The 24,335-nt window shown below is 39.8% G+C and carries 23 protein-coding genes; 4 read left to right on the top strand and 19 right to left on the bottom strand.

Annotated features, from left to right (window positions below; genetic code table 11):
- Positions 1-5: 5 nt before the first annotated feature.
- From AAEU28_RS16080 to AAEU28_RS15995, 18 genes are all read right to left on the bottom strand, one after another.
- A complete protein-coding gene (locus AAEU28_RS16080; protein ID WP_421965040.1) occupies positions 6-2,018 on the bottom strand; it encodes a 6-hydroxymethylpterin diphosphokinase MptE-like protein in 2,013 nt (670 codons plus the stop codon).
- A gap of 15 nt (positions 2,019-2,033) precedes the next feature.
- A complete protein-coding gene (fliD, locus tag AAEU28_RS16075) occupies positions 2,034-3,452 on the bottom strand; it encodes a flagellar filament capping protein FliD (RefSeq protein ID WP_421965039.1) in 1,419 nt (472 codons plus the stop codon).
- 25 nt (positions 3,453-3,477) lie between these two features.
- Positions 3,478-3,888 carry a flagellar protein FlaG gene (locus tag AAEU28_RS16070; protein WP_421965038.1) on the bottom strand — a complete coding sequence of 137 codons (411 nt, stop codon included), beginning with the start codon at positions 3,886-3,888 and terminating at the stop codon, positions 3,478-3,480.
- Between the two features lie 102 nt (positions 3,889-3,990).
- Entirely contained in the window at positions 3,991-5,436 is a 1,446-nt protein-coding gene (locus AAEU28_RS16065) for a flagellin (RefSeq protein WP_421965037.1), read from the bottom strand.
- Between the two features lie 366 nt (positions 5,437-5,802).
- Entirely contained in the window at positions 5,803-7,245 is a 1,443-nt protein-coding gene (locus tag AAEU28_RS16060) for a flagellin (RefSeq protein WP_421965036.1), read from the bottom strand.
- An 816-nt stretch (positions 7,246-8,061) separates the two neighbouring features.
- Positions 8,062-9,312: a flagellar hook-associated protein FlgL gene (gene flgL, locus AAEU28_RS16055; RefSeq protein ID WP_421965035.1), complete on the bottom strand. Its 1,251-nt coding sequence runs from the start codon at positions 9,310-9,312 to the stop codon at positions 8,062-8,064.
- Positions 9,313-9,317: 5 nt separating this feature from the next.
- Entirely contained in the window at positions 9,318-11,339 is a 2,022-nt protein-coding gene (locus AAEU28_RS16050; protein ID WP_421965034.1) for a FlgK family flagellar hook-associated protein, read from the bottom strand.
- A gap of 1 nt (position 11,340) precedes the next feature.
- Positions 11,341-12,321: a flagellar assembly peptidoglycan hydrolase FlgJ gene (gene flgJ, locus AAEU28_RS16045; protein WP_421965164.1), complete on the bottom strand. Its 981-nt coding sequence runs from the start codon at positions 12,319-12,321 to the stop codon at positions 11,341-11,343.
- A gap of 103 nt (positions 12,322-12,424) precedes the next feature.
- Positions 12,425-13,519: a flagellar basal body P-ring protein FlgI gene (locus AAEU28_RS16040; RefSeq protein ID WP_421965163.1), complete on the bottom strand. Its 1,095-nt coding sequence runs from the start codon at positions 13,517-13,519 to the stop codon at positions 12,425-12,427.
- Between the two features lie 9 nt (positions 13,520-13,528).
- Positions 13,529-14,212 (bottom strand): flagellar basal body L-ring protein FlgH, encoded by a 684-nt coding sequence (gene flgH / locus AAEU28_RS16035; RefSeq protein WP_138483440.1) that lies wholly within the window; start codon positions 14,210-14,212, stop codon positions 13,529-13,531.
- Between the two features lie 14 nt (positions 14,213-14,226).
- Complete coding sequence (flgG, locus tag AAEU28_RS16030; RefSeq protein WP_138483442.1) at positions 14,227-15,015, bottom strand: flagellar basal-body rod protein FlgG; 789 nt, start codon at positions 15,013-15,015, stop codon at positions 14,227-14,229.
- Between the two features lie 17 nt (positions 15,016-15,032).
- The gene (locus AAEU28_RS16025) at positions 15,033-15,797 is read right to left on the bottom strand and encodes a flagellar basal body rod protein FlgF (RefSeq protein ID WP_421965033.1); all 765 of its coding nucleotides are present in this window, start codon (positions 15,795-15,797) and stop codon (positions 15,033-15,035) included.
- Between the two features lie 122 nt (positions 15,798-15,919).
- Positions 15,920-17,263: a flagellar hook protein FlgE gene (gene flgE, locus AAEU28_RS16020; RefSeq protein WP_421965032.1), complete on the bottom strand. Its 1,344-nt coding sequence runs from the start codon at positions 17,261-17,263 to the stop codon at positions 15,920-15,922.
- A 42-nt stretch (positions 17,264-17,305) separates the two neighbouring features.
- Positions 17,306-17,989, bottom strand: coding sequence for a flagellar hook assembly protein FlgD (locus tag AAEU28_RS16015; protein ID WP_138483448.1), 684 nt, complete (start codon positions 17,987-17,989; stop codon positions 17,306-17,308).
- A 14-nt stretch (positions 17,990-18,003) separates the two neighbouring features.
- Complete coding sequence (flgC, locus tag AAEU28_RS16010; protein WP_058029153.1) at positions 18,004-18,438, bottom strand: flagellar basal body rod protein FlgC; 435 nt, start codon at positions 18,436-18,438, stop codon at positions 18,004-18,006.
- A gap of 2 nt (positions 18,439-18,440) precedes the next feature.
- Positions 18,441-18,851 carry a flagellar basal body rod protein FlgB gene (gene flgB, locus AAEU28_RS16005; protein ID WP_421965031.1) on the bottom strand — a complete coding sequence of 137 codons (411 nt, stop codon included), beginning with the start codon at positions 18,849-18,851 and terminating at the stop codon, positions 18,441-18,443.
- Positions 18,852-19,016: 165 nt separating this feature from the next.
- Complete coding sequence (locus tag AAEU28_RS16000; RefSeq protein ID WP_421965030.1) at positions 19,017-19,850, bottom strand: CheR family methyltransferase; 834 nt, start codon at positions 19,848-19,850, stop codon at positions 19,017-19,019.
- A 17-nt stretch (positions 19,851-19,867) separates the two neighbouring features.
- On the bottom strand, positions 19,868-20,800 hold the full coding sequence (locus AAEU28_RS15995; protein ID WP_058029150.1) for a chemotaxis protein CheV: 933 nt from the start codon (positions 20,798-20,800) through the stop codon (positions 19,868-19,870).
- Between the two features lie 140 nt (positions 20,801-20,940).
- Here AAEU28_RS15995 and flgA point away from each other — a divergent pair, with 140 nt between their 5' ends.
- The 3 genes from flgA to flgN all read left to right on the top strand — a co-directional run bounded on the left by flgA (position 20,941) and on the right by flgN (position 22,459).
- On the top strand, positions 20,941-21,648 hold the full coding sequence (gene flgA, locus AAEU28_RS15990; protein ID WP_421965029.1) for a flagellar basal body P-ring formation chaperone FlgA: 708 nt from the start codon (positions 20,941-20,943) through the stop codon (positions 21,646-21,648).
- Positions 21,649-21,714: 66 nt separating this feature from the next.
- A complete protein-coding gene (gene flgM / locus AAEU28_RS15985; RefSeq protein ID WP_421965028.1) occupies positions 21,715-22,038 on the top strand; it encodes a flagellar biosynthesis anti-sigma factor FlgM in 324 nt (107 codons plus the stop codon).
- The gene (flgN, locus tag AAEU28_RS15980) at positions 22,031-22,459 is read left to right on the top strand and encodes a flagellar export chaperone FlgN (protein ID WP_421965027.1); all 429 of its coding nucleotides are present in this window, start codon (positions 22,031-22,033) and stop codon (positions 22,457-22,459) included. The genes flgM and flgN overlap by 8 nt, the downstream gene beginning before the upstream one ends.
- A 31-nt stretch (positions 22,460-22,490) precedes the next feature.
- Here the strand turns inward: flgN and AAEU28_RS15975 are convergent, their stop codons facing one another.
- Entirely contained in the window at positions 22,491-22,958 is a 468-nt protein-coding gene (locus AAEU28_RS15975) for an LPP20 family lipoprotein (RefSeq protein ID WP_421965026.1), read from the bottom strand.
- Positions 22,959-23,064: 106 nt separating this feature from the next.
- Here AAEU28_RS15975 and AAEU28_RS15970 point away from each other — a divergent pair, with 106 nt between their 5' ends.
- Entirely contained in the window at positions 23,065-24,255 is a 1,191-nt protein-coding gene (locus tag AAEU28_RS15970) for a flagellar assembly protein T N-terminal domain-containing protein (RefSeq protein ID WP_421965025.1), read from the top strand.
- Positions 24,256-24,335: the final 80 nt, after the last annotated feature.

Here is a 24,335-nt window from a genome sequence, read left to right as displayed (position 1 = left end):
CTCAATTATAAATGAGAAGGCTTGTTATAAAATGCCATATACTCTCTATAGACATCATCAATATGAGAGTGGAAAGCATCGATACAAGCATTCATAAATTCAGCTCGCTTTTCTAGATCATGGTAGTAATAACTGTTAGTCATAATGTAGGCTTGAAAGTACCTGAATGAACCTTGAATTATCCAGTAAATAACGCGTCCATCATCAGAGTTAGTTAGTGCTTTCAAAACCTTATTCTGCAGAGTAAATGCGTCTGCTAGCTGCTCTCTTGTCTCAAAACTTTGCGATGTCAGAAGCAGTAGTTGCTCAAGTACATCTTTTAAATTTAAATTAATTTTCTCGATACGGTCGTTAACTAATTCAACAGATAATTGCTTAGTTGAAGCTGCAACTTTGAATAGCTTTTCTAAATGCATATCTTTAGAGTCCAAGCAATCATCAATCGCTATATCTTGAATCCTAACCGGCGTTGTTAATCTAATAAACGCGCCATCTGACGTGTTTTTAACCTTTAGTTCTGGGTTTTGTTGAATATATAACTCTATATTACCTTTTGAAGAGTCAAACAAGTTAGTAGATAAAACCTTTTCTCTAAAGTTACCTTTTACCTCTAAATTACTTCGCATATTATTTTTAACCAGATCTTTGTGTTTAAAATCTTCGTCAAAATAAATACTATGCTTTGAATGATGTTTGTCTTCACTGATGAAACCAAAATCAGTTCCACACAAATAAATATTTTTAAAACCTAACTCCCCTACAACTGCCAATGCAGTATTAGAAACACTTGGATTACTGTTATCAGGGTAAGTAAACATAATTTTTTCGTCTAAAGCATTGATTAATCTACCACCCGCATCGTTCACCTTGGCGAGTAAACAAGCTGACTTAAATTTTTTGAATATTCCTGTGTAGACAGTATTTAATGCAACGATTCTTAGATCAGATAAGTTATATTTAATATTTTCAGTTCTTTCTACAACCTCAACCCAGTCTAACAAACCAGCTGTTCTTTCCATTTCAATGTGAATATCAGGTTTGATGTCGTTAACCAACAAAGCTTTCAATGCCGTACCAGCTGAAACGATAATAACTTTATCTTGATTTTCTTTTAAGAAATCGATGGCTAAATCAAGAGAAGGTCCATTAGCACAAATAAAAACAGGCTTATCTTTTATAGGGTTATGGAATTGTTTTTTATTTTTTAAAACTGGAAACTTAGAATACAGGTTTGAAAGAGTGTGGGTTGTACCAATAATCTCATCTTCCATAAACCCCCACCCATCTGACCATCTATGACCAATTTCTTTCATTCTTTTTATAGTATTTAAAATGGTCTCACTCGTATAATGAGTAAAAAATAAAACTCGACTTAAGTTAAAATGACCCTGCTCAAAAAATAATTTAGAGACTTCGTTAATAAAACCATCTGCACTCCCCCCAATTCTTATAGAGAACTGACCACCTTTGCTAGTACAATGTTCAAAAAGCGGCTTCAACTCTAAACAGTGAAGAAGAGCAAAAAAGGTATCTTTACTAGGCTCAAAAAGCATAAAGTTTAAAATATCTTTTTCAGCGAAAAGTGCATCTATTTGGTAGCCAAGTCCCCCCCCAAGCATACACACAAAATCAAGTCGAGCTTCGTTTGCTGGGTTTCCAACATCATTTCCCACTTCATCAACTCTGACGTTATAAATTGACTTTAACAATGCCGCATGCTTGAAGCAGATAACGTCATCTTCCTGATGACCTATCTGATATCTAAAATAATCAGGCTTATTTAAAAACTCTTCTACTTGCTTTTTAGCGAAAGCTTCAGGGCAGGTTGGATAAACTAGCTGGCCATTATTTATTAAATTAATACTCCCATCTTGGGCAACTGATATTGCATCACCAGTCGGTGTGTAGCCATTAAACTCATTGTATAAACTAGGCATTACTTGTTTTAATAAAAGTAAATTAGAAAAAAAAGTAGCTTGAAGTTTAAGCTTATTAATATCAGCAAATTCAGAATTCAAAAGTAAAGCCTCTTATTATTTTGATTTTTTAACTACACCAGGGAGGTTGGATAATTGTTGTTGTAAGTAAGCGCCGGTTGAGTTTAATCCAGATACAAGTAAATCCATTGAATTATATTGATCTAGTAAACGTGTTTCATAGGCTTTCATTTTTAAATTAAAACTTTCAACCTCTTTCTCAAGTCTATCTAACTGAGACTCTCGACCATCAATACGAGTTTGCATAATACCTTCACTCTTCGTATAGACTTCTGTAACGCTTGTAAGGTTTGCTACAAACCCATCGTCACCATTTTCACCAAGAAAGAAAGTCTGAATAGCATCAGGGTCAGCGTCTATAGCTTCTTGAAGTTGTTCTTTATCGAGACTTAATTTTCCATCTCTTTCGGTTCTAACACCTAGATTGGCAAGAAACTCAGTCTCACCATTACCTGTGCTAAACTCTCTAGTAACTAGGTTTCTAAGCTGGCTTACTGTCCCTCTTAAAAGAGAGTCGCCAGCCATTGCACCTGTGCCATCTTCACCTGAACGACCTAACTGAGCTGCTAAATCAATATAGGCATTAAACTTCTCGATGAATGAGCTAACTCCCGCCTCTACATTCTTATTATTTTCTGTAACTTTTAACTCGCTTAAATCGTCATCGGTACCATGCTTTTTCTTAACATTGATAGTAATTCCATCAATGACATCTTTAAACTCATTAGTATTACTCTCAACAACGACAGTACCGTCAATGGTGATCGAAGCATTCGTTGCAGCTGTCGTTTCAGTCATGTTTGTTGCAAAAGTTGGTGAGGCAGCATCAGAATCGAAGGCTAATTTCGACAAACCTGTTGTGTCAGTACCATTACCATCAACATCATCAACCACAACTTTTATCTCATTATCTGCACCTGATGATTTACTTGAGAGCACCAAACGCTGGCCTGCATCATCAGTTACTATTGTTGCATTAATAGATGTATTACCATCGGAGTCGTTTATAGCGTCTCTCACTTCTTCAAGAGTAGCTGTATCTGAAACGTTTATTTCAAATGAGTTTTCACCCGACGACAACGTGAGCTTACCTTCACCAACAGGTGAATCGGCTACAAAGCCGTCCGATAATATTTTATGATTTTGAGCAAGCTCATTAACCTTAACAGAATAGGTATTGAGCTGAGCTGTTTTTTCGGAAGAAACAGAAACAAAGTCATCTGATCCACTTATACTTCTTTTCTGATACTCATCAATATCACCAAGCCCTTCTAGAGACTTAGCAATATCTTCTAAAGCACCTTTCATCGAACCCACAGCTGAAATATCAGTTGTATACTGTGCTTGTTGTCTGGTTACTCGAGCCTGATAAGGCGCTTTTTCAGCATTAACTAGTGCATTAACGATTTCGTTAACTTGTAAACCAGAACCTATACCTGTAAATGAGATTGCCATATCGAGACTCCAACAACATAAAAGTTTATACTTTATAATCGACCAACGTACCGGTAGCTTTAGCTAATTTTGACACTATATCAAGCACTTCTTCAGAAGGGTATTGCTTGACTAAGTCACCACTACTTTTATCTATAACTTTAATAACATCTCGACCAGAGTCTTCATGTACACTAAATTCTAGACCTTTATTCATTTCGCTCACAAATTCTTGCAATTGTTGAGCCACCTTTTTCAGCTCTTCCGTTGAAAGTTTACCTTTTGTACTTTCTCTTGAGTCGCTACTGCTAACTATAGCCGAATTCAATTCAATCGCACTATCTTTCGCTTTGCTCTCATTACTAGCAGAAGCTATATCTTTGCTTTCAGCTGCTTGAGGCGGAGTGACATTACTAGACAATGCTTGAGCATTTTGTGAAATACCTTGAGATTCCATTTCTACACCTCGTCATGATCATTGAAAAATAATTTACTTTCTAAAAAGCAAAAAGGAAGGGTTACCCCTTCCTTATTAACATCCTGGTAAACTAAAGTTCTACTATCCTAGTAGGCTTAGCGCTGCCTGTGGTAACTGATTTGACTGAGCTAGGATAGATGTACCAGCCTGCTGCATAATCTGGCTCTTCGTTAATTTAGCTGTTTCAGAGGCATAATCAGTATCTTGGATACGACTTCTTGCTGCTGATACATTCTCTTCAACGTTTGCAAGGTTACTGATTGTGTTACCAAAACGGTTTTGAACCGCACCTAGGTCCGCACGTTGTGCATCGATTTGAGCTAATGCCGCATCTATGGTTTTAAGTGCATTTTGAGCACCATCAGAAGTTGATCCTGAGATATCAATTGACTCTACCGTTGTTAAAGCACTCGTACCACCTGTTGAAGCAATAGCAGCAGAACCTGTACCGAACAGCTCATTTGCAGTAGTACCAGAAATACCAATTTTATCAGCCGAAGATAAGTTCAGTTCAGAAGATACACTTAATGAACCTGCTGTAGAAGCTACCGCTTGACCACCGATTGTAAAATTACTTGTATCACCAGCACCTGTAACATCAATACCATCTACATCCGTAGCTTTGAAAGAGATTGAATTAGCAGAGCTGTCATAAACCGCATCATAACCATCTTCTTGCATATCTTTTGCAAGACGCTCCATATCACCACCGTAAGTTGATAGGTCGTAAGAGTCTACTGCAGCACCACCTTTTTTAACTTCGATAGTTGAGGTACTTGCTGCCGTTACACCCGCAATCGTTGTATCTAGTTTCGCTTCAGCAACAACACCATTACCCACTGCGTTGATACTGTCAGCAATTGTTGCTGCACCATCACCAGCCGATACACTAACGCTTGAACCATTGATGTTAAGAGTGTCCGCAGTAGTACCATGGTTAGTCGCAAGAGCAACCGTTTCTACATCACCCAGTGATTTATTTGGTGATGCTGTACCCGGACCTGAAATCTCATTTGCACCAATCGCATCAGCAGACATATCTCGTAAACTTACATTAATTGTTTCGTTAGCGTTAGAACCAATTTGGAACTGCTTTGTACCAAACGAGCCATCTAGAAGGCTTGTACCACCAAACTTAGTAGTCTCAGCGATACGTGTTAGCTCTTGTTGAAGTGCACTTACTTCTTTTTGTAGTGCTGCTCTGTCGTCAGCACTGTTAGAACCGTTTGCTGATTGCAGTGATAAGTCACGCATACGCTGTAAGATATTGGCAGACTCTTGCATTGCACCTTCTGCTGTCTGCGCCATTGAAATACCATCATTGGCATTTCGCTGAGCTACATTTAGGCCGTTTACCTGAGAGGTAAGACGGTTAGCAATCTGAAGACCTGCCGCATCATCTTTTGCACTGTTAATGCGCATACCTGAAGATAAACGTTGCATTGAAGTTTGAAGTGAATCACTTGAACTTGATAAGTTTCTTTGTGCATTCAAAGAAGTTGTGTTGGTATTTACTGTTAAAGCCATGATAATACTCCTGATTACATTTCGTAATGGAAAGTTAGTTACTTAACCAGGAGCTAAAGCGCGGTTGCAGTGCAATTTTGCTTAATTAAGCTCCTTACTGATTAACTTAACGGCAGGGTTTCAAACTTCTTTAGGAAAAAATTAAATTTTTTTTCGTTTTTCAGTAAAAGTTTGATTTTTCTATTACTAACATTAAGTTACGAAATTATATCGACACGAAACAGCTTATCATTATAGTACTTTAGCAAATATTTTAGAAACGTACGAAGAGCCAACACGAATGTGCCTTGCAGATTAAGCGTAATATTTATTAGGAGCATAAAAAAGCCACCTAGAAGGTGGCTTGATGGAGATGGTAAAACTTAATTAACCACCTAATAGGCTAATTGCTGCCTGTGGTAACTGGTTTGCCTGAGACAGAATTGAAGTACCAGCCTGCTGCATAATCTGATTACGAGTAAGCTGTGCGGTCTCAAGGGCATAGTCGGTATCTTGAATACGGCTCCTTGACGCCGACACATTTTCAGCGACATTTGCTAAGTTAGAAATTGTGTGGCCAAATCGGTTCTGTACCGCACCCAAGTCAGCACGTTGCTCATCAATCTGAGCCAAAGCCGCATCAATCGCTTTAATGGCGTCTTGTGCACCGTCCGATGTCGCGCCGGAAATATCAATAGATTCAACACTAGTCAGCGCACTTGCACCACCTGTTGATGTAATCGCTGCGGTACCCGTTCCGAATAGTTCATTCGCAGTGTTACCAGAAATACCAATTTTATCAGCCGATGATACATTTAGCTCAGCAGACATACTGAACGCATTGGCAGCCGTTGTGATTGCAGTACCGTCAATTGTGAAACCGCTGGTATCAGTACCTGTTACATCGATACCATCAATATCAGTAGCTTTAAAACTAATGCCTGTATCTTCATCATAAATGGCATCATAACCGTCTTGCTGCATGTCTTTAGCAAGACGCTCCATATCACCGCCATAAGTACTTAAATCATAAGTATCTACTGCGGCACCACCTTTCTTAATCTCAATTACACCCGTACTTGCTGATGTAATACCTGCAATGGTTGTATCAATCTTCGCTTCTGCTGTTACACCATTACCCGTAGCATTGATTGTATCTGCAATCGTTGCAGCGCCATCACCGGCATTTACGGTTACATTTGCACCATTGATGTTTAATGTATCTGCCGTTGTACCATGGTTTGTGGCGAGAGCAACTGTTTGTACATCACCAAGAGACTTATTTGGAGAAGCAGTTCCAGGACCCGTAATTTCATGGACACCAATCGCATCCGCTGACATGTTACCTAGACTAACATTAATCGTCTCGTTTGCATTTGCACCCACCTGGAATTGTTTTGTACCAAATGAACCATCAAGCAAGCTTGTACCACCGAATTTAGTCGTTTCCGCAATACGAGTTAGCTCTTGCTGTAATGCACTTACTTCTTTTTGCAGTGCAGCACGGTCATCCGCGCTATTTGAACCATTCGCTGATTGAAGCGATAAATCACGCATACGCTGTAAGATGTTTGCTGATTCTTGCATCGCACCTTCAGCCGTTTGCGCCATCGAAATACCATCGTTTGCATTTCGCTGTGCTACATTTAAACCGTTAATTTGTGATGTAAGTCTGTTGGCAATCTGTAGACCTGCAGCATCATCTTTAGCGCTGTTAATGCGCAAACCTGATGACAATCTCTGCATTGACGTCTCTAGTGCCATACTAGACTTCGATAAATTACGTTGGCCGTTTAATGAGGCAACGTTCGTATTTACACTTAAAGCCATAATACCATCTCCTAAGTATTTCGTAGGTTGTGGTTCAGGACATCACATGGCTGAAACCACTGAATTTTTATTTACACGCTCAGTAAAAAGCAAGTACCGTTCCAACAAAAAAATAAAATAAAATAAAATTTAAAACCTATATTTTTCAACAGCTTGAAATTAAGCTTTGAAGTTTCAATTTTCATAAAAGGCTTAAAAAATAGCCGTGACAAAAAATTGCCGCCCGCCATTGCCGCCTCTTGTTCTAATTTCTATTGATGTATGGGAGAGATTAGGTGAAGTTTCTTTTGTGCCCTTTACGCTATAAAAATAGTGAGGACCGATTACATGGCTTATTCGTGGTTATACAAATTAAGGGAAAAGCTTCTATAAACAGTTTAAAGCTAAACTAGTTAAATATTTACTTTTTGGTGCTAAAAGCCATATTTATTAAGCACTCTAAAAGCAGGAATATAGAATTACTTACTTTAAACTGAGCTTTGGTTAAGAGATTTACTAATGTATTCATATTGAATTGATGAGTATTTTTCAAATCTGCAGTCGGAGACTTTTAGCGATCACAAGGCGAATTTACGCATCGATAGCTGGCCTAGTGCAAGTAAATTCAACGTAGTTAGCGTTGAAAGTAGCCGCTGGAGATAGATTTATTAGCTTTACTCTTTAGCATTGCAGCCTGACTATCTTTAGGTGTTACAAGCTACAGAGCTGCCAATAAACTCTTTTTTGACAGCAATTCCACACTCCGTTTTTAAGCACCAAAAAAATGCCAGCAGATTTATCTACTGGCATTTTTAAAAACAATCGTATTTTTGATGATTAAATATAATCGAGTAAGCTCATATTCGCTAAACGGCCAAATGTCGCGTGAGATGCTTGAAGAGCCGTTTCATGTTTAGTTAAGTCGCTTATTGCCTCCGCAATATCAACCTCGACTAAATCTGAACGGCTAGCTTTATTATTGATATCTAATGATTCGTTAGAGTCCATCACACGTTCAAGTGCGTTTAAACGCCCACCTAATCGTGATTGAGTAAAAGATATCTGCTCACTCGAATTTTTCACCTGCACGAGTGCGTCCGCAAGGTACTGGCGGTATTGATCGTTGTCGAGTGTTTCATCTTCTAGGCCAATAATAAGTTGATCTATGGTATTTAGAATGTTTTCTTTACCCAATGGCTCTAGCTCAAAGTCAAATTGACCCGTTTGATCTTCAGGGATATCTATTTTTAGACCATTAAATTGGATGGTTTCACCGTCTAAATCACCTGTGATAGGTGGTACTAATGGCACACCATTTCGCATGATTTCATATGTACTTGAGGTAATGTTAGATACAGGTGGTGTTATGACAACATTATATGTATTAGCACCAACCGGCGCTGAGGGACTACGATCAAAGTTTTCCTTATGGAATAAATCAAATTCATCTTGATTCTCGACATATACTGTGCCAGTTGCAGTGCTAGTTGCCGCACCATTGTACGACACAACATCTAGACGCGCATCCACATTCTCAAACACTTCAAAGCCGTTGTCACTTGAGCCAATCCTTACATTTTCAGCTAGTGGTATCGAGTGTAGGCCCTGATCGCCTTGATACTCATACTTTTCTGTATCAGGGTTGTATAAATATGTTTGTGTTTGATCTTGATAGCCAGAGAAAATATAACGACCATCTTCAGACTGAGCGTTCATCAGATTTAGCATTGATTTTTGAATTTCTTTCAACTCGGATGCAATACTTTGCCTATCGATTTCATTGTGCGCGCCATTACCCGCCTGGATAGTTAACATTTCAACCCTGAACAATGTGTCATTTATATTGTTCAAAACACTTTCTTCTGTTGTCAGACGGGCATTAAGCAAAATTGCATTCTTTTGGTGTTGCTCGTTCATCTGAATACGGTCAGTTAGTAACTGCGCTGTTGTGAATGCTGATGGATCTTCAGAAGCACCTAAAAACTTTTTTTGTGTGTTCACTCTTTGCTGAGCATCCATCACCATTTGCTGTTTATCAAGTACATTCCCGATATTTTGTTTGTAGATTAAATTATTCGATAATCTCATGACGTCTACCTCGCAGCATTCAGTAATGTATCAAATACATTTCTTGCCGCTGATATAACCTGTGCTGCCGCTGAATATGATTGTTGAAAACGAAGCAAGTTCGATGCCTCTTCGTCCAAGTTCACGCCTGAAAGTGACTCATACCATGACTCTGATTGTTGCGATAGCGCTTCAAAGGCCACCAAATTAGTTCTCGCTTGGTTTGTTTTCACACCAATATCAGTGACTAATTCTGTATAAGATGCATTCACTGTTTTATGGTTCTCATCAAGCGCTGATGCAACAACATTTTCTCTTACAATACCTTTATTCTTGATATCGAGTAGCGCCATGCCATTTCTATTGTCGTCAAAACCACCCGTATTAAATTCGACGGTAAAGCTATCACCTGTTTGTGGCACCCCTTCGATATTAAAATCGAATCCATACGTTGCAAATACCGGATCCACCAGCGCTGCTTGCGCTAAAATATTTTCTCTTGGCGCAGGCGCTGTAAATGTTACAGCTGTTCCCGTTCTTGTGTCTGTTATCTCATATTCATCAGTATTCGCCGTTTTAACGATTGAGATGGGCCCATTTGCCAGACTTGGCGGAGGACCTGCGTTAAAACCTGCAGCACTGGTGTCTGTAACGACACCCGCACTCAAGTTCGCGGTACTTTGGTTACCTAAATCTCGCTCCATACGAATTGGAGAAGCCAAAGCAAGATCTTCTGAACGACCTGTTGTTAGAGTCATAGTTGTAGCAATATCAGCATTAAATTTAATTTCAAACTGATCTTGGTTTGCGGGCACACCGGTTAAATCTAACTGTAATCCAAAAGCCTCACCGGAGGTTATCGTTGAAGAATCAATTCTTCCTGCTGTCACGTTCGCTGTGGAAGGCGTACCAACTACTTTGCCATAGTTATCGATTGCAGCAATCTCTACCGTTGTTGCACTGGTAAATGTCACTCTAAAATCTGTCGCAGGTAATGACATTCCTTGCCCAGGCTCAAGTGTCGCAGTTAAGCTTGCTGTTCCAGTATTAGCTTGATAGCCCATCGCATCAACACTAGGAATGGTAAAAATGTCGCCGCCAAAATTACCATTTAAATCCATACCTAATCTATTTTGCTGATTCATTGCATCAGCTAAAGAAACAGTCATCTGCCCTAGCTTGTTTTGTGCAGGAATTAAGATCTCATCTCGGAATGCAAGTAAACCACCTATCTTTCCTTTCAAGGTCGTTGATTCCATCTGCATAGGCACAGCATCAGCACCTCTAACATCTAACTCTAATTTTTTGTACTGTAAATCTGGATCACCATTGGTCACAAAGACACTAAATGCGCCATTCTCCATGACAAGTGCTTCACCCGTGCCTGCAAAAACCAGCTTTTCACCGTTTTTGCCATCTAACACTTGAATATCCATCAATTCAGCTAGGTCTTTAATTGCTTTATCTCGCTCATTAAAGACCGCATTTGCCGCTGATTTATCATCTACTGCATTCATAGATGAGATATCTTTATTCAAAGAAGAGATTTTCTCTATGTACGTGTTTGCATCCTCTGCGAAGATATCTAGCTGTTCATTCACAATATTCTTTTGGTCTAACACTATGTCAGACAAGCGTGCTGCTTGGTCTAAGTAACTCTGTGCATCAGTAAAAAATAATGAACGCGTTACTGACGATGATGGCTGGTTAATACTCTCTTGAAGATTGTTATATAGCGAGTTAATACTGTTAGCTAAACTATTCGACTCTTCAGCAAATAGTAAATCGACTCGCTGAGCCTCGTTAACGAACTGCTCATAAAATGTGGTATTTGAGATATCTCGATTTAATTGTCTTTGCGCGAATTCATTCAGTAACCTAACGGTTTCACCACGGCCTATTTGGCCATTGCGTAACGTCACGTGTTCTGTACGCTCTCTAACATAGCCTTCGGTATTTAGGTTTGCAATATTTTTACTGGTTGTTTGCAACAACTCAGTACTTGCTCTAATACCGGAAGAGCCAATATTCATTAAATCAAAAGACATGTTAGTTAACTCCTTGACGTACTAGCGACGTTAACATCTGTTTAAATTCTCCTCGCTGTAAGACATTTTTTATTTTTTCTGCGTAGTTCGGATCTGTGGCATAGCCAGCTTGTTGAAGTTCATCTAAATATTGCTCAGGCTTATCAGTGTTGTTCAATGCTTGGCTATAACGCGGATTGCTTTGAAGAAAGTCGACATAATCATTAATGCTGTCTTTTATTGATTCATAAGCTCTAAAGCTAGCTTGCTTTTGCACAGGTAAACCTTGTTCGAACTCTAATGTCATTTTTTTGGCATGCTCACCCTGCCAAGATCTATCTGCCTTGATATTGAATAAGTTAAAGCTACTGCCACCATCTTGTTTAGCGATAACATGCTTACCCCAGCCTGTTTCAAGTGCAGCTTGCGCAATCATTACTGCTGGGTTCAAACCAATCTTCTGTGCTGCTGTTTTAGCGTGTTCCCACATTTCACTGATAAATGATTCTGGAGAGTCAAAGCGAGGTTGTTCATCTGCTTTTTCTGCTTTAGCAACCTCTGGCGTTACTTCAGGTTGGCGACGAATAAACTCTGGGAGCTGCTCTGATGTTGGCTTTTGCATCGGTAACTGTGCATCATTACGAAGTACAGATGACGGTTTATAGCCATCAACATTTGGTGAAAGCTGTTTAACAATGAGATCGGCTAAACCAAGGCTACCTTTTTTTGATAACTCTAAAGAAAGCTGTTGATCATGCATCTCTTGAAAGAACTTCACCCCACTGGAATTAAATGGGCTGTTTTTATCTTCCATTGCTTCATTGGCTTTACGCATACTTTTCATCAGCATTTGCGTAAAAATAGATTCAAACTGTTCTGCTGCTTTTTTTAGTGCTTCATTCGATGCTTGTTGATCGCCACCGCTTTTCAACGCATCTTGTCTAAGTGTATTTAGATCACCTAAATCAAAGAAGTTTTGTTTTTCTAACGGATTGGTATTCATACTCATCAATTACACTAAATTAGTCATACACTAACAAAGCAATAATCGAGCCAAAAAAAAGCCCCGCAATTGCGAGGCTAACTAATTGATTATAAATAAAACACTAAATGACGACTAATTGACCATTAATAGCACCAGCCTCTTTTAACGCTTCAAGGATAGCCATTAAATCCCCCGGTGCAGCGCCTACTTCATTAATCGCTCTGACCAAATCATCTAAGCTCACCCCTGGATTAAATACAAACGCCCTTGAGTCGTCTTGATTCACATCGACGATGCTTTGACGGGTAACAACCGTTTCGCCATTTGCTAAAGGTTGTGGCTGAGACACCATTTGGTCTTCAGAAATCGTCACTGTTAGACCACCATGAGTAATCGCAGCAGGTTGCAATTTGACATTTTTACCAATCACAATCGTGCCTGTACGGGAATTCACAATAATTTTGGCTGAGGTGTCTGCCGGTTTAAACTCTAAATTCTCAAGTGTCGATAAATAAGCAACGCGCTGTGAAGGGTCTCGTGGTGCAATTACACGAACAGATGCTGCATCCATTGGCTTTGCACTATTAGGACCAACCAAATCATTAATAGTGTCAGCCAAACGTTTAGCTGTTGTAAAATCAGGACGGTTAAGATTAAAAGTAATGAAGTCACCCTGTGTAAAAGGGCTTGCAACCGCTCGCTCAACTGTCGCACCGTTTGGAACTCGGCCAACTGTAGGAGTATTGATAACAACTCTACTTCCGTCTAACCCTTCAGCGCCTAAACCACCCACGATTAAACTGCCTTGTGCAATGGCATACACATTACCATCAACTCCTTTTAGGAATGTTTGCAGTAAAGTCCCTCCTCTTAAGCTACCCGCGCTGCCTATTGAAGATACTGTAATATCAATATTCTGACCGGGTTTTACAAATGGAGGCAACTCTGCATGCACCGCCACTGCCGCCACATTTTTAATTTTTGGCTTTAAATTAGCAGGTAATGTGATACCAAAACCACTTAACATGGCCTTAAAGCTTTGCTCTGTAAAACGAGATTGTTCACCTGTGCCAGGTAAACCCACTACTAGGCCGTAACCCACTAACTGGTTAGAGCGAACACCTTCGACCATGCTGACATCTTTAATTCGTTCAGCTTGCGCTGCTTGGCTTATTATTAATAATAAAGCCACTGTCATTATTTTGAACATTTTCATCATGGTTCCTTAAAATGGCATCAAGGTGCTTAAGAAGAATTTAGCTAACCAACCAGCACTCTGCGCTTCTTGGCCATCGCCTTTACCTGAATATTGAATGCGCGCATTAGCAATACGGTTCGACTCTACCGTATTGTCTGACTTAACATCCGCAGCTCGGATAATGCCCTCTATTCGCATAAACTCTTCACCCGTGTTGAGTGTTAACCACTTTTCACCACGAACAACCAAATTACCATTCGGCAGTACGCGCATCACGTTCACCGAAATATTACCAAATAGACTGTTTGATTGATTTGCTTGGCTGTCGCCTGAAAAAGAGTTACTTGAGTTCATACCAAACTGCAGGCTTTGACTGCCAATATTAATATTGTCACCGCCAAGTCCTACAACAGGGTCAAGCGATGCGGAGGTCGCTTTACCAGTTGTGGTATTTGCCGCTTTTGTCGCAGATGTTGTCTCGCGAAGTACCACTGTCAAAATATCGCCAACACGGAGTGCCTTTTTATCTCCATATAAATCATTTGATAAGTTTGGGTTAAAAAGGGAACCTGTTGCGACAATTTGCTCAGCTTGTTGCTCTGGATAAATAGGCGCATAGTAAGGATCGTCTTTAACGACGTTTTTATTTTGTGTAGACACACACCCAGTTAAAAACAATGAGCCTAAAATGATAAAACTTACAATACGCATAGTAGCCTCCAGAACTATAATTGCTGGTTAATGTAACTCAGCATCTCATCAACTTTTGAGATAACTTTTGAGTTCATTTCATAAACACGCTGAGTTTCAATAAGGTTCACTAACTCTTCGGTCACGTTAACGTTTGAAGTTTCAAGCGCACCTTGCACAATAGAACCTAAACCATCAACACTTGGGTTGCCCTGAACAGGCGCACCACTTACTGCTGTTTCTGTATAAAGGTTTTGACCTATAGGCTCTAAACCAGATGGGTTGATAAAGTCACTGATCACTAGCTGCCCAATAACGACATTTTCTGCTTGTCCTGCTATCGTTACTGACACTTCACCGTCTTGTGAGATGCTAATTGACTTTGCATCGTCTGGTACATTCATTTCTGGCTGAACAGGAAAACCTGCGCCTGACGTCACAACACGACCATTCTCGTCTGTAGTGAATTGGCCATTTCGAGAATAAGCAACCGTGCCATCTGGCATTTGAATCTCAAAGAAGCCGGGGCCCTGGATCATCCAATCTAATGAGTTTTCGGTACTTTGCATATTACCTTGCGAGAAGTTTTTTTGGTTCGCAACAACCTTTGAACCAGCACCTAACATCAAACCTGACGGTAGTTCGGTATCTTGTGAAGAGCGACCACCTGGCTGATTGATATTTTGATAAAGCAGATCTTCGAAAATCGCGCGGCTTTTTTTGTAGCCAACGGTACTGGCGTTGGCGAGGTTATTCGAGATAACCGAAATATCAGTTTGCTGGGCATCTAAGCCTGTTTTACTGATCCATAATGCTGGGTTCATAACTTATACCTCACTCATTAAACAATACGCAGAAGCTGAACGTGTTTCTCGTCCATTTCTTCTGCCGATTTCATTAATTTCATTTGCATTTCGAATTGACGTTGATGGTTGATCATATCGGTCATCTCATGCACTGGATTGACATTAGACATCTCTAACATGCCACTCATAACTCGAGCTGTTGGCGATATGTCACAAAAACCACAAAAGCCATCTTCTAACGCATCTTCTCTTGGACGAAATAAACCATCATTGCCCTTTTGTAATTTACTGTTATCAGCCTCGATAATTTTCAATCTATCAACTACTTCTAAAAAGTTAGCCGGAGCTCCTTGAGGACGAACTTGAATTGAGCCATCGTCACTAAACACCACCTTATCAACAGGCACAGGTAAAATAATTGGACCACCTTCGCCAATAACTTGACGGCCGTGACTCGTTCTTAACGCACCATCAGTGGAAATGTTTAAAGTACCGACTTTTGTGTACGCTTCTTCTCCAGAAGCATCTAACACACTGATCCAAGATTTTTGGTCTACAGCGATGTCTAAATCTCGGCCTGTTTCAACAACAGCACCCATAGTCATATTGGTGCCTGGACGCTCTTGCATCGCAAACACCCGTGTTGGTAAACCTTCACCAAACGCTTGCATTGAACGCGCTTGAGCAAAGTCAGCTTTAAAGCCTGTGGTATTGGCATTGGCTAGGTTATTCGCTTTTAATGCCACACCACGCAAACTTTGTTTGGCGCCTGACATTGCGATATACAGCATTTTATCCATTACATTGGCCTAAAAATTAATCTTAAACCTAATAAAGCAATAAAAGTGCCAATCTAGTTTTGACGTTTAAAAAAGAAAAGAAAGGCCGCTGTTGCGGCCTTTGTGAAAGAGGGTTTAAGTGATTATCGGATCTGTAGAATGTTCTGCTGTAACGTCGAGTTAACTTCTAAGGCACGAGAGTTAGCCTGGAAGTTACGCTGAGCACTAATCAAGTCTACTAACTCATTTGTCAGGTTAACGTTCGATTGCTCTAAGGCAGATGAGTTAATTGTACCCAATGTACCTGAACCTGGTTCACCTGCGATTGGCTCACCTGAAGTTAAGCTCTTCTTCCAAGCTGTTCCACCAACCTGAGATAAACCTTGAGAATTCGAGAATCGAACCATGGCAACTTGACCAAGGAAAGACGTGTCACCATTGGAGTATGACGCAACAACCTTACCGTCAGTCCCAATATCGATACCTGCTAATCGACCTACAGTTGCCCCATCTTGTTCTAACGCTTTCACCTCAAAACGGCTCGCATACTGGGTTGGTAATTTATTAGCTGTATTTGCTTCGTCACTCCAGTTAACTGTAATGTTATTTGGGAACTGAGCACCGTTCGTTAAACGATCTGACAAACCATCTGTCGCAGTCGACTGAATATTAATATCTGGGAAAGTCGTCTCTGGCGCTGTTACATCTGGCAGACCTGCCGCTGTAAATTGCAATGTATCGATTGGTGTATGCGCACCCGTTGCGGTTTCCTCACCATTGATATCAATAGGGATCTCATCCATGGTTGCAAACACATTCCAAGAGTTATCTGCAGTGGCAGGATCTTGTTTTACAAAGAAGAACTGGATCACATGTGGCTCACCTAACGAATCATAAATTGTCGTCGATGTTGATGAGTTGTAGCTTGTACTATCACCTGGATCAAAAGTGGTTGTCGACGGTACACCAGCTCTAGAGTCTAAGTTCATTGAACTGTATACATTAGATGTATGACGCGGAGAACCTGATGCGTCAGGAATTTGAATAGGTGACGCAGTACTCAAACTTAATGAAGTTGTATTACCTGTACCAGGGTCAACGGGAAAACCTTGAAGATAATTACCTGCGGCATCTGTTACAAAATTGTCTTTATTAAGTTTAAATGCACCTGCACGTGTGTAGGTATAATCTTGCGAAGCGATATCTTCACTCATTGCGAAGTAACCTTCACCCGTGATCGCTAAATCTAGCGAGTTTTGAGTAAACTTAAGCGAACCTTGGTGAAACTGCTGAGCTACCATGGTGGTTTGTGCACCGTCACCATTTTTTGTTTTACCTGAGCTAAATACAGATGATGCGTATACATCAGCAAATTCTGCTCGAGACTCTTTAAAACCTGTCGTGTTAACGTTAGCAATGTTGTTTGCTGTGACATCTAAGTCTTTTTGTGCCGCAGCCAATCCTGTTAATGCAATATTGAAACTCATGTTTTCACCTCTTTCACTTAAATTTACTTAAGTACTTAAAATCTATGCTATCTCTGCGACGTCTGATAATTTCACTGCGCCAGAGCTCGTATTAACTATGATGCCGTTAGCACCGTTTACGTTAACACTGTCTATATTCTTAAATGTGGCCATGGGTAAACTGGTATATTCACCATTCAAACTACCCTCAGCCTTAATTTTGTAATTACCTGCTGGCATGGTTTCTCCGTCACCGTTTTTACCATCCCATTCAAAGCGGATTGCACCAGCTTTTTGTGCCCCCATATCCATTTGACGAACCAGCTGACCTTTATCATCAAATATACTGACCGTTAATTTCTCTACAGGATTTTGAGCTATAATAGAGCCTTTAGCTAATTGGTCATCACCAAAGTCTATTGAATCCGATTCTAATAGCGCTTTTTTGCCGACTAGCGTAGACGCCTGTAATGCCGAGTTAGAGGTCATTGAGGCTGACAACAAATCAAACTTTTCATTTAAACCGGAAATACCTTCGGCCATCGTAAAATTCGTCATCTGCGAAATCATTTGGTCATTGTCAGCAGGTTTACTCGGATCTTGATAAGACAATTGTTGAGTAAGTAACGAAAAGAAATCTTCTTGCGTCAATGCGTCGTTTTTCTTATCGCTCTGCGTTGTTTTATTTTGCTCAGACCAACGTAACGAATCCATATATGAAGATGCGGCATTAATATCGTTACTCATCGGCTATACTCCCACTAGCGCTGACCAAGTAATAAAGTTTTGCTGAGCATTTGCTTGGCTGCATCAGCGACTTGGACATTGGTTTGGTACGAACGTGAAGCAGAGATCATGTTTGCCATTTCTTCTACTACATTCACGTTTGGTTTATAGATGTACCCGTCTTTATCAGCACTAGGGTGATTAGGGTTGTACTCAACCTGTAATGGCTTATCACTCTCTACGATGCCTAGCACTTTCACTCCTACCGACGCATTTAGCTGGCTTGGATCATGTGCCTCAGACGCTTTGGTCAGTTCAGCTGCAAATACAGGGTGTCGCGCTCGATAAACTTTATCTTGGCTAGAACTGATACTATTGGCATTTGAAATATTACTCGCAGTGGTATTCAATCGAATATTTTGAGCACTCATTCCTGAGCCAGCTATATCAAAAACATTATATAAGCTCATAATTATGCTCCTTGACTACCAAGGGCTTTCTTTAACCCTTTAAACTTGCCAGATAAAAATTGCAAACTTGCCTGATACTCTAATGCGTTTTGTACATACAAGTTTCGTTCCACTTGTATATCAACTGAGTTACCATCACCTGTATCTGCTTGATTTGGATTACGAAATAGCTCAACACTACTATTTAACTGACTGCCACCATGTAAATGTTTGCTGTCTGTTCTTTGCATCATGTTGCCACGTTGCTGAGACGACTTTGCCGCTTTGAATGCCTGAGCAAAGTCGATATCTTTTGCTTTGTATCCTGGTGTGTCTGCGTTCGCAATATTACTTGCTAACATCTCTGCACGTTGTGAACGTATCAACATAGTATGCTGATGAACCCCAAGTGCTTTATCAAAACTAATTGCCATGACACGACTCCAAAAATTTGACTCTACGGAGTTAAAGCAATAAGCGGGCCAAAATAAAAATGAATAATTTCAATAAGTTAGATGAGAGATATATAGATAGAAAGATTTGAAGCGAAATTATTAAGATATAAAAAAAGCGGCAAATAGGTTGCCGCTCAGTATTTATTATGTTTTTTTACGGTAAATAATCCCCGGATTACATCGGATCATTTCGAATTCATCACTGAGCCCAGCCATAGACTCGGATGCCCCTAAGAACAAATACCCTCTAGGATTCAGAGCCTGAGCAAACTGTGCAATAATTTTAGCTTTGACTTCTGGCGAAAAGTAAATAAGTACGTTTCTGCAAAAGATAACATCAAATTTCCCCATCAAAGAGTAGGAATCAAGCAAGTTAAGGTGCCTAAAATTAACCATTCTCTTTATTGGATCAACAACTCGCGCCATACCGTTGCCACTGTCTTGAAAAAACTTTTGACGACGTTCAACTGACAACCCTCGTGCCAAAGCCAATGAGTCGTACTCCGCATTTTTACACATATCGAGCATGGTATTTGATATGTCAGTCCCGACAATTTGCACACCCATTTTCAGAGCACCTGGGTTTTGAGATTGATACTCCTGTGTCGCCATAGCAATAGAGTATGGCTCCTGACCTGAAGAGCTTGCAGCTGACCAGATTTTTAAGCCCCTGCGGGTATCTTTCAATTCTGGGTAAATTTTACTCTTTAACAACTCAAAAGGATAAGTATCTCTAAACCAGAGAGTTTCATTTGTGGTCATGGCATCGACAACAGCAGCTCTTAGCTGACGCTCATGTGGACTCAATGTTTTAGCGACAAGCGCAGAAAGAGAATCCACTCCAAAGCGAGCCATCAAGGGAGCTAAACGGCTTTTTACCAAATAAAGTTTATTATCTCCAAGAACAATCCCGCATTGCTGCTCTAGGAAGGTTCTGAACTGGTCATATTCGCCTTGTTGAAGGTTTTTATTTTCCAAGATACTACCGCCGTTATCTAATCACAATGAACCCATTTTTTAACCGCTGTTGCTAACTCATCAGGGTTAAACTTTGCAATAAAATCATCAGCGCCAACTTTTTCAATCATAGCCTGATTAAACACCCCACTTAGTGAAGTGTGTAAGATTACATGCAAAGGGGCTAATTTTGGATCTGCTTTAATTTCAGCAGTTAGCGTATAGCCATCCATTTCAGGCATTTCTACATCTGAAATAAGCAGGCCTACACGCTCAGTTATGTCATTTTGACAATCAACTTCTGCAATCTCTTTTAGCCTAATTAAAGCTTCTTTGCCATTTTTTGCTAATTCTGTTTGAACACCTAATGGCTCCAAAGCACGCTTGACTTGATTTCTTGCAACTGCAGAGTCATCTGCGATAAATACAATTCGCTCACCAAGGTCTTTTTGCATCTCGCCATCAGACACTATGTCTTCGCTGACTTCAGTATTAACAGGGCATATTTCGTTGAGAATTTTTTCTACGTCTAGTATCTCGACTAGTTCGTTTTCAATTTCTGTCACTGCCGTTAAATAGGAGTACCTACCCGCACCATCTGGTGGCGGCATAATTTTTTCCCAGTTCATATTAACGATTCTTTCAACCGCACCGACCAAAAAGCCCTGTACTGAACGGTTGTATTCAGCAATGATAATAAAACAGTCTTTAATGTTTTCGATTGGTGGACCACCCACAGCTAAAGACATGTCGATAACTGAAATAGTTTGACCACGAATATGGGCAACGCCGCGTATGTAAGAGTTTGATTTCGGCATACTGGTGAGGGGCGGACACTGAAGCACTTCTCTAACTTTAAATACATTGATGCCAAATCTTTGACGACCTCTCAGTCGAAAAAGTAGCAACTCTAGGCGGTTTTGCCCAACCAACTGAGTACGCTGGTTTACAGAGTCTAAAACACCTGCCATTTCAATCTCCTACATATCGGTCATCTTGGTAATATCATACGCTTTAAAGGCTACTAATCATAGAAGTACCTTGAAGGAATATGGTATTTCACGCAAAATCTTTATACCTTGTTTCTCCAGATAAGCATAGTCGAAACATCATGAGTTTGTTAAAAAAAACCAAATCATATGAGATTTTTTGTGCAATGGCTTGTTTTCTAGCCAGCTACATGAGCCAAGCACAAATTTATACGAACACCAACTTAGAAATGGGGGCTGAAAGGTTTATTACTCAACAAATTGAGCTAAGCCCTAATATCAAAACAAACATTAAAGCGTTACCATTAGATGCTCGGTTGTCTGAACGTGCGTGTGAGACACCTCTATCATATTCAACCAATGCCATACCGCCTTTTAACCGACAAGTTACTGTAAAAGTGAAATGTGATGATATGTCTGGCTGGACTCAGTTCGTACATGTACGAATTGAAGAACTTCATCCTGTGATCGTTACGACTCAGGCCATTAACAAAGGAGAGCTAATTACTAGCGAATCTATCAGCATTGAGTTCAAACCTAAACACTTTGTCAGGGCCAGCAATTTAGATACTGAGCAGTATCTGGTTGGTAGTAGAAGTAAAAGAGTAATTAGAGCAGGCACAGCCATTGGGCTCCATCATATCTGTATGGTTTGCAAAGGCGACAATGTGACAATTTATGCTAAAACTCGCACCTTAACAATAAAAACAACTGGCGTGGCACTTCAAGATGGAAATGTTGGTGAACAAATAAGAGTTAGAAATCAAAAGTCTGGAAAAACTATCTCCGCAAGAGTAAAAGATGTAGAATCTGTTGAGGTTAATATTTAATTTTTTACTAAAGTTATAAGCGAACAGGTCGATAGATAGGCATGAGTAATTTTTGGGTCAATTATCATGGTTAATAATGTAAAAGGGCAATCTCAGCCGAACACAGCGCTTAATAATATTAAGCAACAAAAAACTGATTTACAAAAGTCTGACGCAAACGTGGCAACTGAAACAGCAAAAGCCCCTCAAAAGGCTGCAACAGACTCTGTGAGTTTAACTCCACAAGCACAACAACTAAAAAGTTTGCAAGAAAAAGCGCAACAAGCGCCTTCTTTTGACAGTAAAAAAGTTGAGGAGCTAAAAAATGCAATCAGTGAAGGTAAATACCAGGTTGATGCTGAAAAGTTAGCTAAGAATATTGCGGCGTTTGAGTTTGACGTGTATGGATGATCAAATAAACCTTTGTCATCATAAATTAGAAAACCAATTACAGCACCTTAATGCTTTGACCCAGCTTTTAGATGCAGAGCTAGCATGCCTTGCTAGCAAAAAAGGCAATGGCTTAAAAGACATTGCTCGTGAGAAACTTACTCTTCTTAATAACATCCAAAAGTTAGATAAAGAACTTTCGGGTTTTAACCAAGATATTTTTAAAACTGAACAAATTAAACCTTTAACAGAATCTGTAAATTCTTTACTACTTAAGTGTAAGAAGCAAAATGAGGTTAATGCACAGGCAGCACATCAGGCCCAGCTTGCAGTTAAAGAGCTTAAAAATATATTAATCGGTGCCCCCACTTCTGTTACTTATGGACAAGATGGTGGTGTGATAAGTGAAAACTCTGAGTTGGTTAAAAACTTAAAAGCCTAGTGCTTGAAAAATTACTAATCACATTTTGTGGTTAGTAATAGATCACACGCTTTACTTTTCTTGGTTTGATAGCACTAATATACAGCTCATGTACTTTTTTCATATCTAGCTCTAATTCTGTCGCATAAGTATCACCGACAGAGTATGTCTTAACTATTTTAGCGCCTTTGATTAAACCGCCGACTTTACTCGATAAGCCATCCGTTTGCGCAATTGCCCCTTTTACAGTCATCGTTGATGTGAGCTTTTGGCCGTGAACTTGCTCTGCGAGTTCTCTGTATGCTTCCAGTTTGGACACTTTAATTGCCATCAACATCTTTTGTGCATTTGTTTCACCTGGCTGGCTGCTCAAAGGCGCATACCCCACAGCACGAAGAACTGGGTAATAGTCTGGCTCTTCGTAGGTATACTCTATATGCTTATCAAATACTGAGCTACAGCCTGTCAGAAGAATGGAACACGTCACCAATGATGAATAAAAAACGTTTTTCGCTTTCATAATAAACACACCAAATTAAAGTCTGCTCATTCAATGCATTTTTCACGCCAATAAAGCTGGTACGTCTATTGCTTTGATCGATTAAGCGAATCAGTTTGGAATAGAGATGATGAAACATATTCTGATAATTGTACTACTTGTATTCTGCGATCACGTAAAAGCGGAATGGTTTGAGGTAGTCGGTTATGGCGGCATAGTTGATGGTGACACGTCTTCAGCTAGACAAATGGCTGTCAAAGATGCGATCACCCAGGCCTTGATATTCTCTGGTGCAACAGTATCAAGTGTTCAAACTGTTGCTGATGGTGTACTCGAGCAAGACGAACTCAAGATTAAAACACATGGTCAGATACAGCATGTAAACTTAATCAATGAGCAACAACAAGGCGAGCAATACTCTGTCACACTACATTTAGACATTATTCCTCAGCAAGCGCAATGTGTTGAATCAAAATTTAATAAACAAATTACTGTCACACAAAGCCAATTAACACACCCTGATCAAGCTAGGTTAGGTCAAATTTTTGACATCCCTAAAGCCAGTTCACAGCGCTTATTTAATACTTTAAATGAGCGAAATTTAGGCGTAAAAATGATCCCGTACATTGATCGGAAGCTTGATGTCAGGGCTTTCTTTGCACAGCAGTTTGAGTATAACGCCAACTTAATTGATACGTTAAGTCGAAGTAGTAACACTCAGTATGTGTTACTGAGTCAAATAACAGATATTTCTCAAGGCCGAAAAATGAACAACGATTATGCATTTTGGGAAAGTGAAGCCTATATGCGTAACTTTAAAATTGATTTTGCGTTATTTGATTCGCAGACTAACGATCAAGTCTGGTCTCAGCACTACAGTGCTCAAGGTATTTGGCCACATAAAAAAACTAAGATTGTGAATGTAAATAGTGAAGAGTTTTGGCGAACCGATTATGGTCAAAAAATTCAAACTATTTACAATAAGGTGAGTCAAGACCTAAACACCGCGGTAAGTTGCCTGAAAACAACCGGCAAAATATTAATGATCGACTCTGATAGAGTGGTGATTAACTTAGGACAAAGCCATGGACTAGAAGCAGGGCAAGTCCTTTCAATCCTTCACAGAAGCAATTTGACTGCGGCAAATGGCATGCAGTTTTCACATCATATTCAAACCATTGAACAGATTGTAGTTGAACAAGTGAATGCGCAAAGTGCCATCGCTAGAAATTTAAGTGACAGACCTTTGAGTAATATTCAGCTTAATGACGTCATTAAGGTAGTTGTTAAAGAGCCTGAGTCATTCACGTTAAAATAACTTCATATACTCACAATTCAGACAATAAAATAAGGGTAATCTAGTTTTTAGATTGCCCTTATTTGTTTTACTTACTTTAA

Source organism: Pseudoalteromonas sp. SS15 (genome assembly GCF_049257195.1).
Classification (GTDB): domain Bacteria; phylum Pseudomonadota; class Gammaproteobacteria; order Enterobacterales; family Alteromonadaceae; genus Pseudoalteromonas.
The sequence above is the reverse complement of the archived record's forward strand: the minus strand, read 5'-3'. Positions and strand labels throughout refer to the sequence as shown.

Excerpts from the sequence above, each read along its gene's own strand:
- AAEU28_RS16025 (WP_421965033.1), bottom strand. The coding sequence starts at position 15,797 with ATGGATAAAATGCTGTATATCGCAATGTCAGGCGCCAAACAAAGTTTG.
- flgE (WP_421965032.1), bottom strand. The coding sequence starts at position 17,263 with ATGAGTTTCAATATTGCATTAACAGGATTGGCTGCGGCACAAAAAGAC.
- flgJ (WP_421965164.1), bottom strand. The coding sequence starts at position 12,321 with ATGAATACCAATCCGTTAGAAAAACAAAACTTCTTTGATTTAGGTGAT.
- flgC (WP_058029153.1), bottom strand. The coding sequence starts at position 18,438 with ATGAGCTTATATAATGTTTTTGATATAGCTGGCTCAGGAATGAGTGCT.
- flgG (WP_138483442.1), bottom strand. The coding sequence starts at position 15,015 with ATGAACCCAGCATTATGGATCAGTAAAACAGGCTTAGATGCCCAGCAA.
- flgA (WP_421965029.1), top strand. The coding sequence starts at position 20,941 with ATGAGTTTGTTAAAAAAAACCAAATCATATGAGATTTTTTGTGCAATG.
- AAEU28_RS16050 (WP_421965034.1), bottom strand. The coding sequence starts at position 11,339 with ATGTCTTTTGATTTAATGAATATTGGCTCTTCCGGTATTAGAGCAAGT.
- flgN (WP_421965027.1), top strand. The coding sequence starts at position 22,031 with ATGGATGATCAAATAAACCTTTGTCATCATAAATTAGAAAACCAATTA.
- AAEU28_RS16070 (WP_421965038.1), bottom strand. The coding sequence starts at position 3,888 with ATGGAATCTCAAGGTATTTCACAAAATGCTCAAGCATTGTCTAGTAAT.
- AAEU28_RS16015 (WP_138483448.1), bottom strand. The coding sequence starts at position 17,989 with ATGAGTAACGATATTAATGCCGCATCTTCATATATGGATTCGTTACGT.
- flgH (WP_138483440.1), bottom strand. The coding sequence starts at position 14,212 with ATGCGTATTGTAAGTTTTATCATTTTAGGCTCATTGTTTTTAACTGGG.
- AAEU28_RS15970 (WP_421965025.1), top strand. The coding sequence starts at position 23,065 with ATGATGAAACATATTCTGATAATTGTACTACTTGTATTCTGCGATCAC.
- flgM (WP_421965028.1), top strand. The coding sequence starts at position 21,715 with ATGGTTAATAATGTAAAAGGGCAATCTCAGCCGAACACAGCGCTTAAT.
- AAEU28_RS16060 (WP_421965036.1), bottom strand. The coding sequence starts at position 7,245 with ATGGCTTTAAGTGTAAATACGAACGTTGCCTCATTAAACGGCCAACGT.
- AAEU28_RS16065 (WP_421965037.1), bottom strand. The coding sequence starts at position 5,436 with ATGGCTTTAACAGTAAATACCAACACAACTTCTTTGAATGCACAAAGA.
- AAEU28_RS15975 (WP_421965026.1), bottom strand. The coding sequence starts at position 22,958 with ATGAAAGCGAAAAACGTTTTTTATTCATCATTGGTGACGTGTTCCATT.
- AAEU28_RS16040 (WP_421965163.1), bottom strand. The coding sequence starts at position 13,519 with ATGAAAATGTTCAAAATAATGACAGTGGCTTTATTATTAATAATAAGC.
- AAEU28_RS15995 (WP_058029150.1), bottom strand. The coding sequence starts at position 20,800 with ATGGCAGGTGTTTTAGACTCTGTAAACCAGCGTACTCAGTTGGTTGGG.
- flgB (WP_421965031.1), bottom strand. The coding sequence starts at position 18,851 with ATGGCAATTAGTTTTGATAAAGCACTTGGGGTTCATCAGCATACTATG.
- fliD (WP_421965039.1), bottom strand. The coding sequence starts at position 3,452 with ATGGCAATCTCATTTACAGGTATAGGTTCTGGTTTACAAGTTAACGAA.
- flgL (WP_421965035.1), bottom strand. The coding sequence starts at position 9,312 with ATGAGATTATCGAATAATTTAATCTACAAACAAAATATCGGGAATGTA.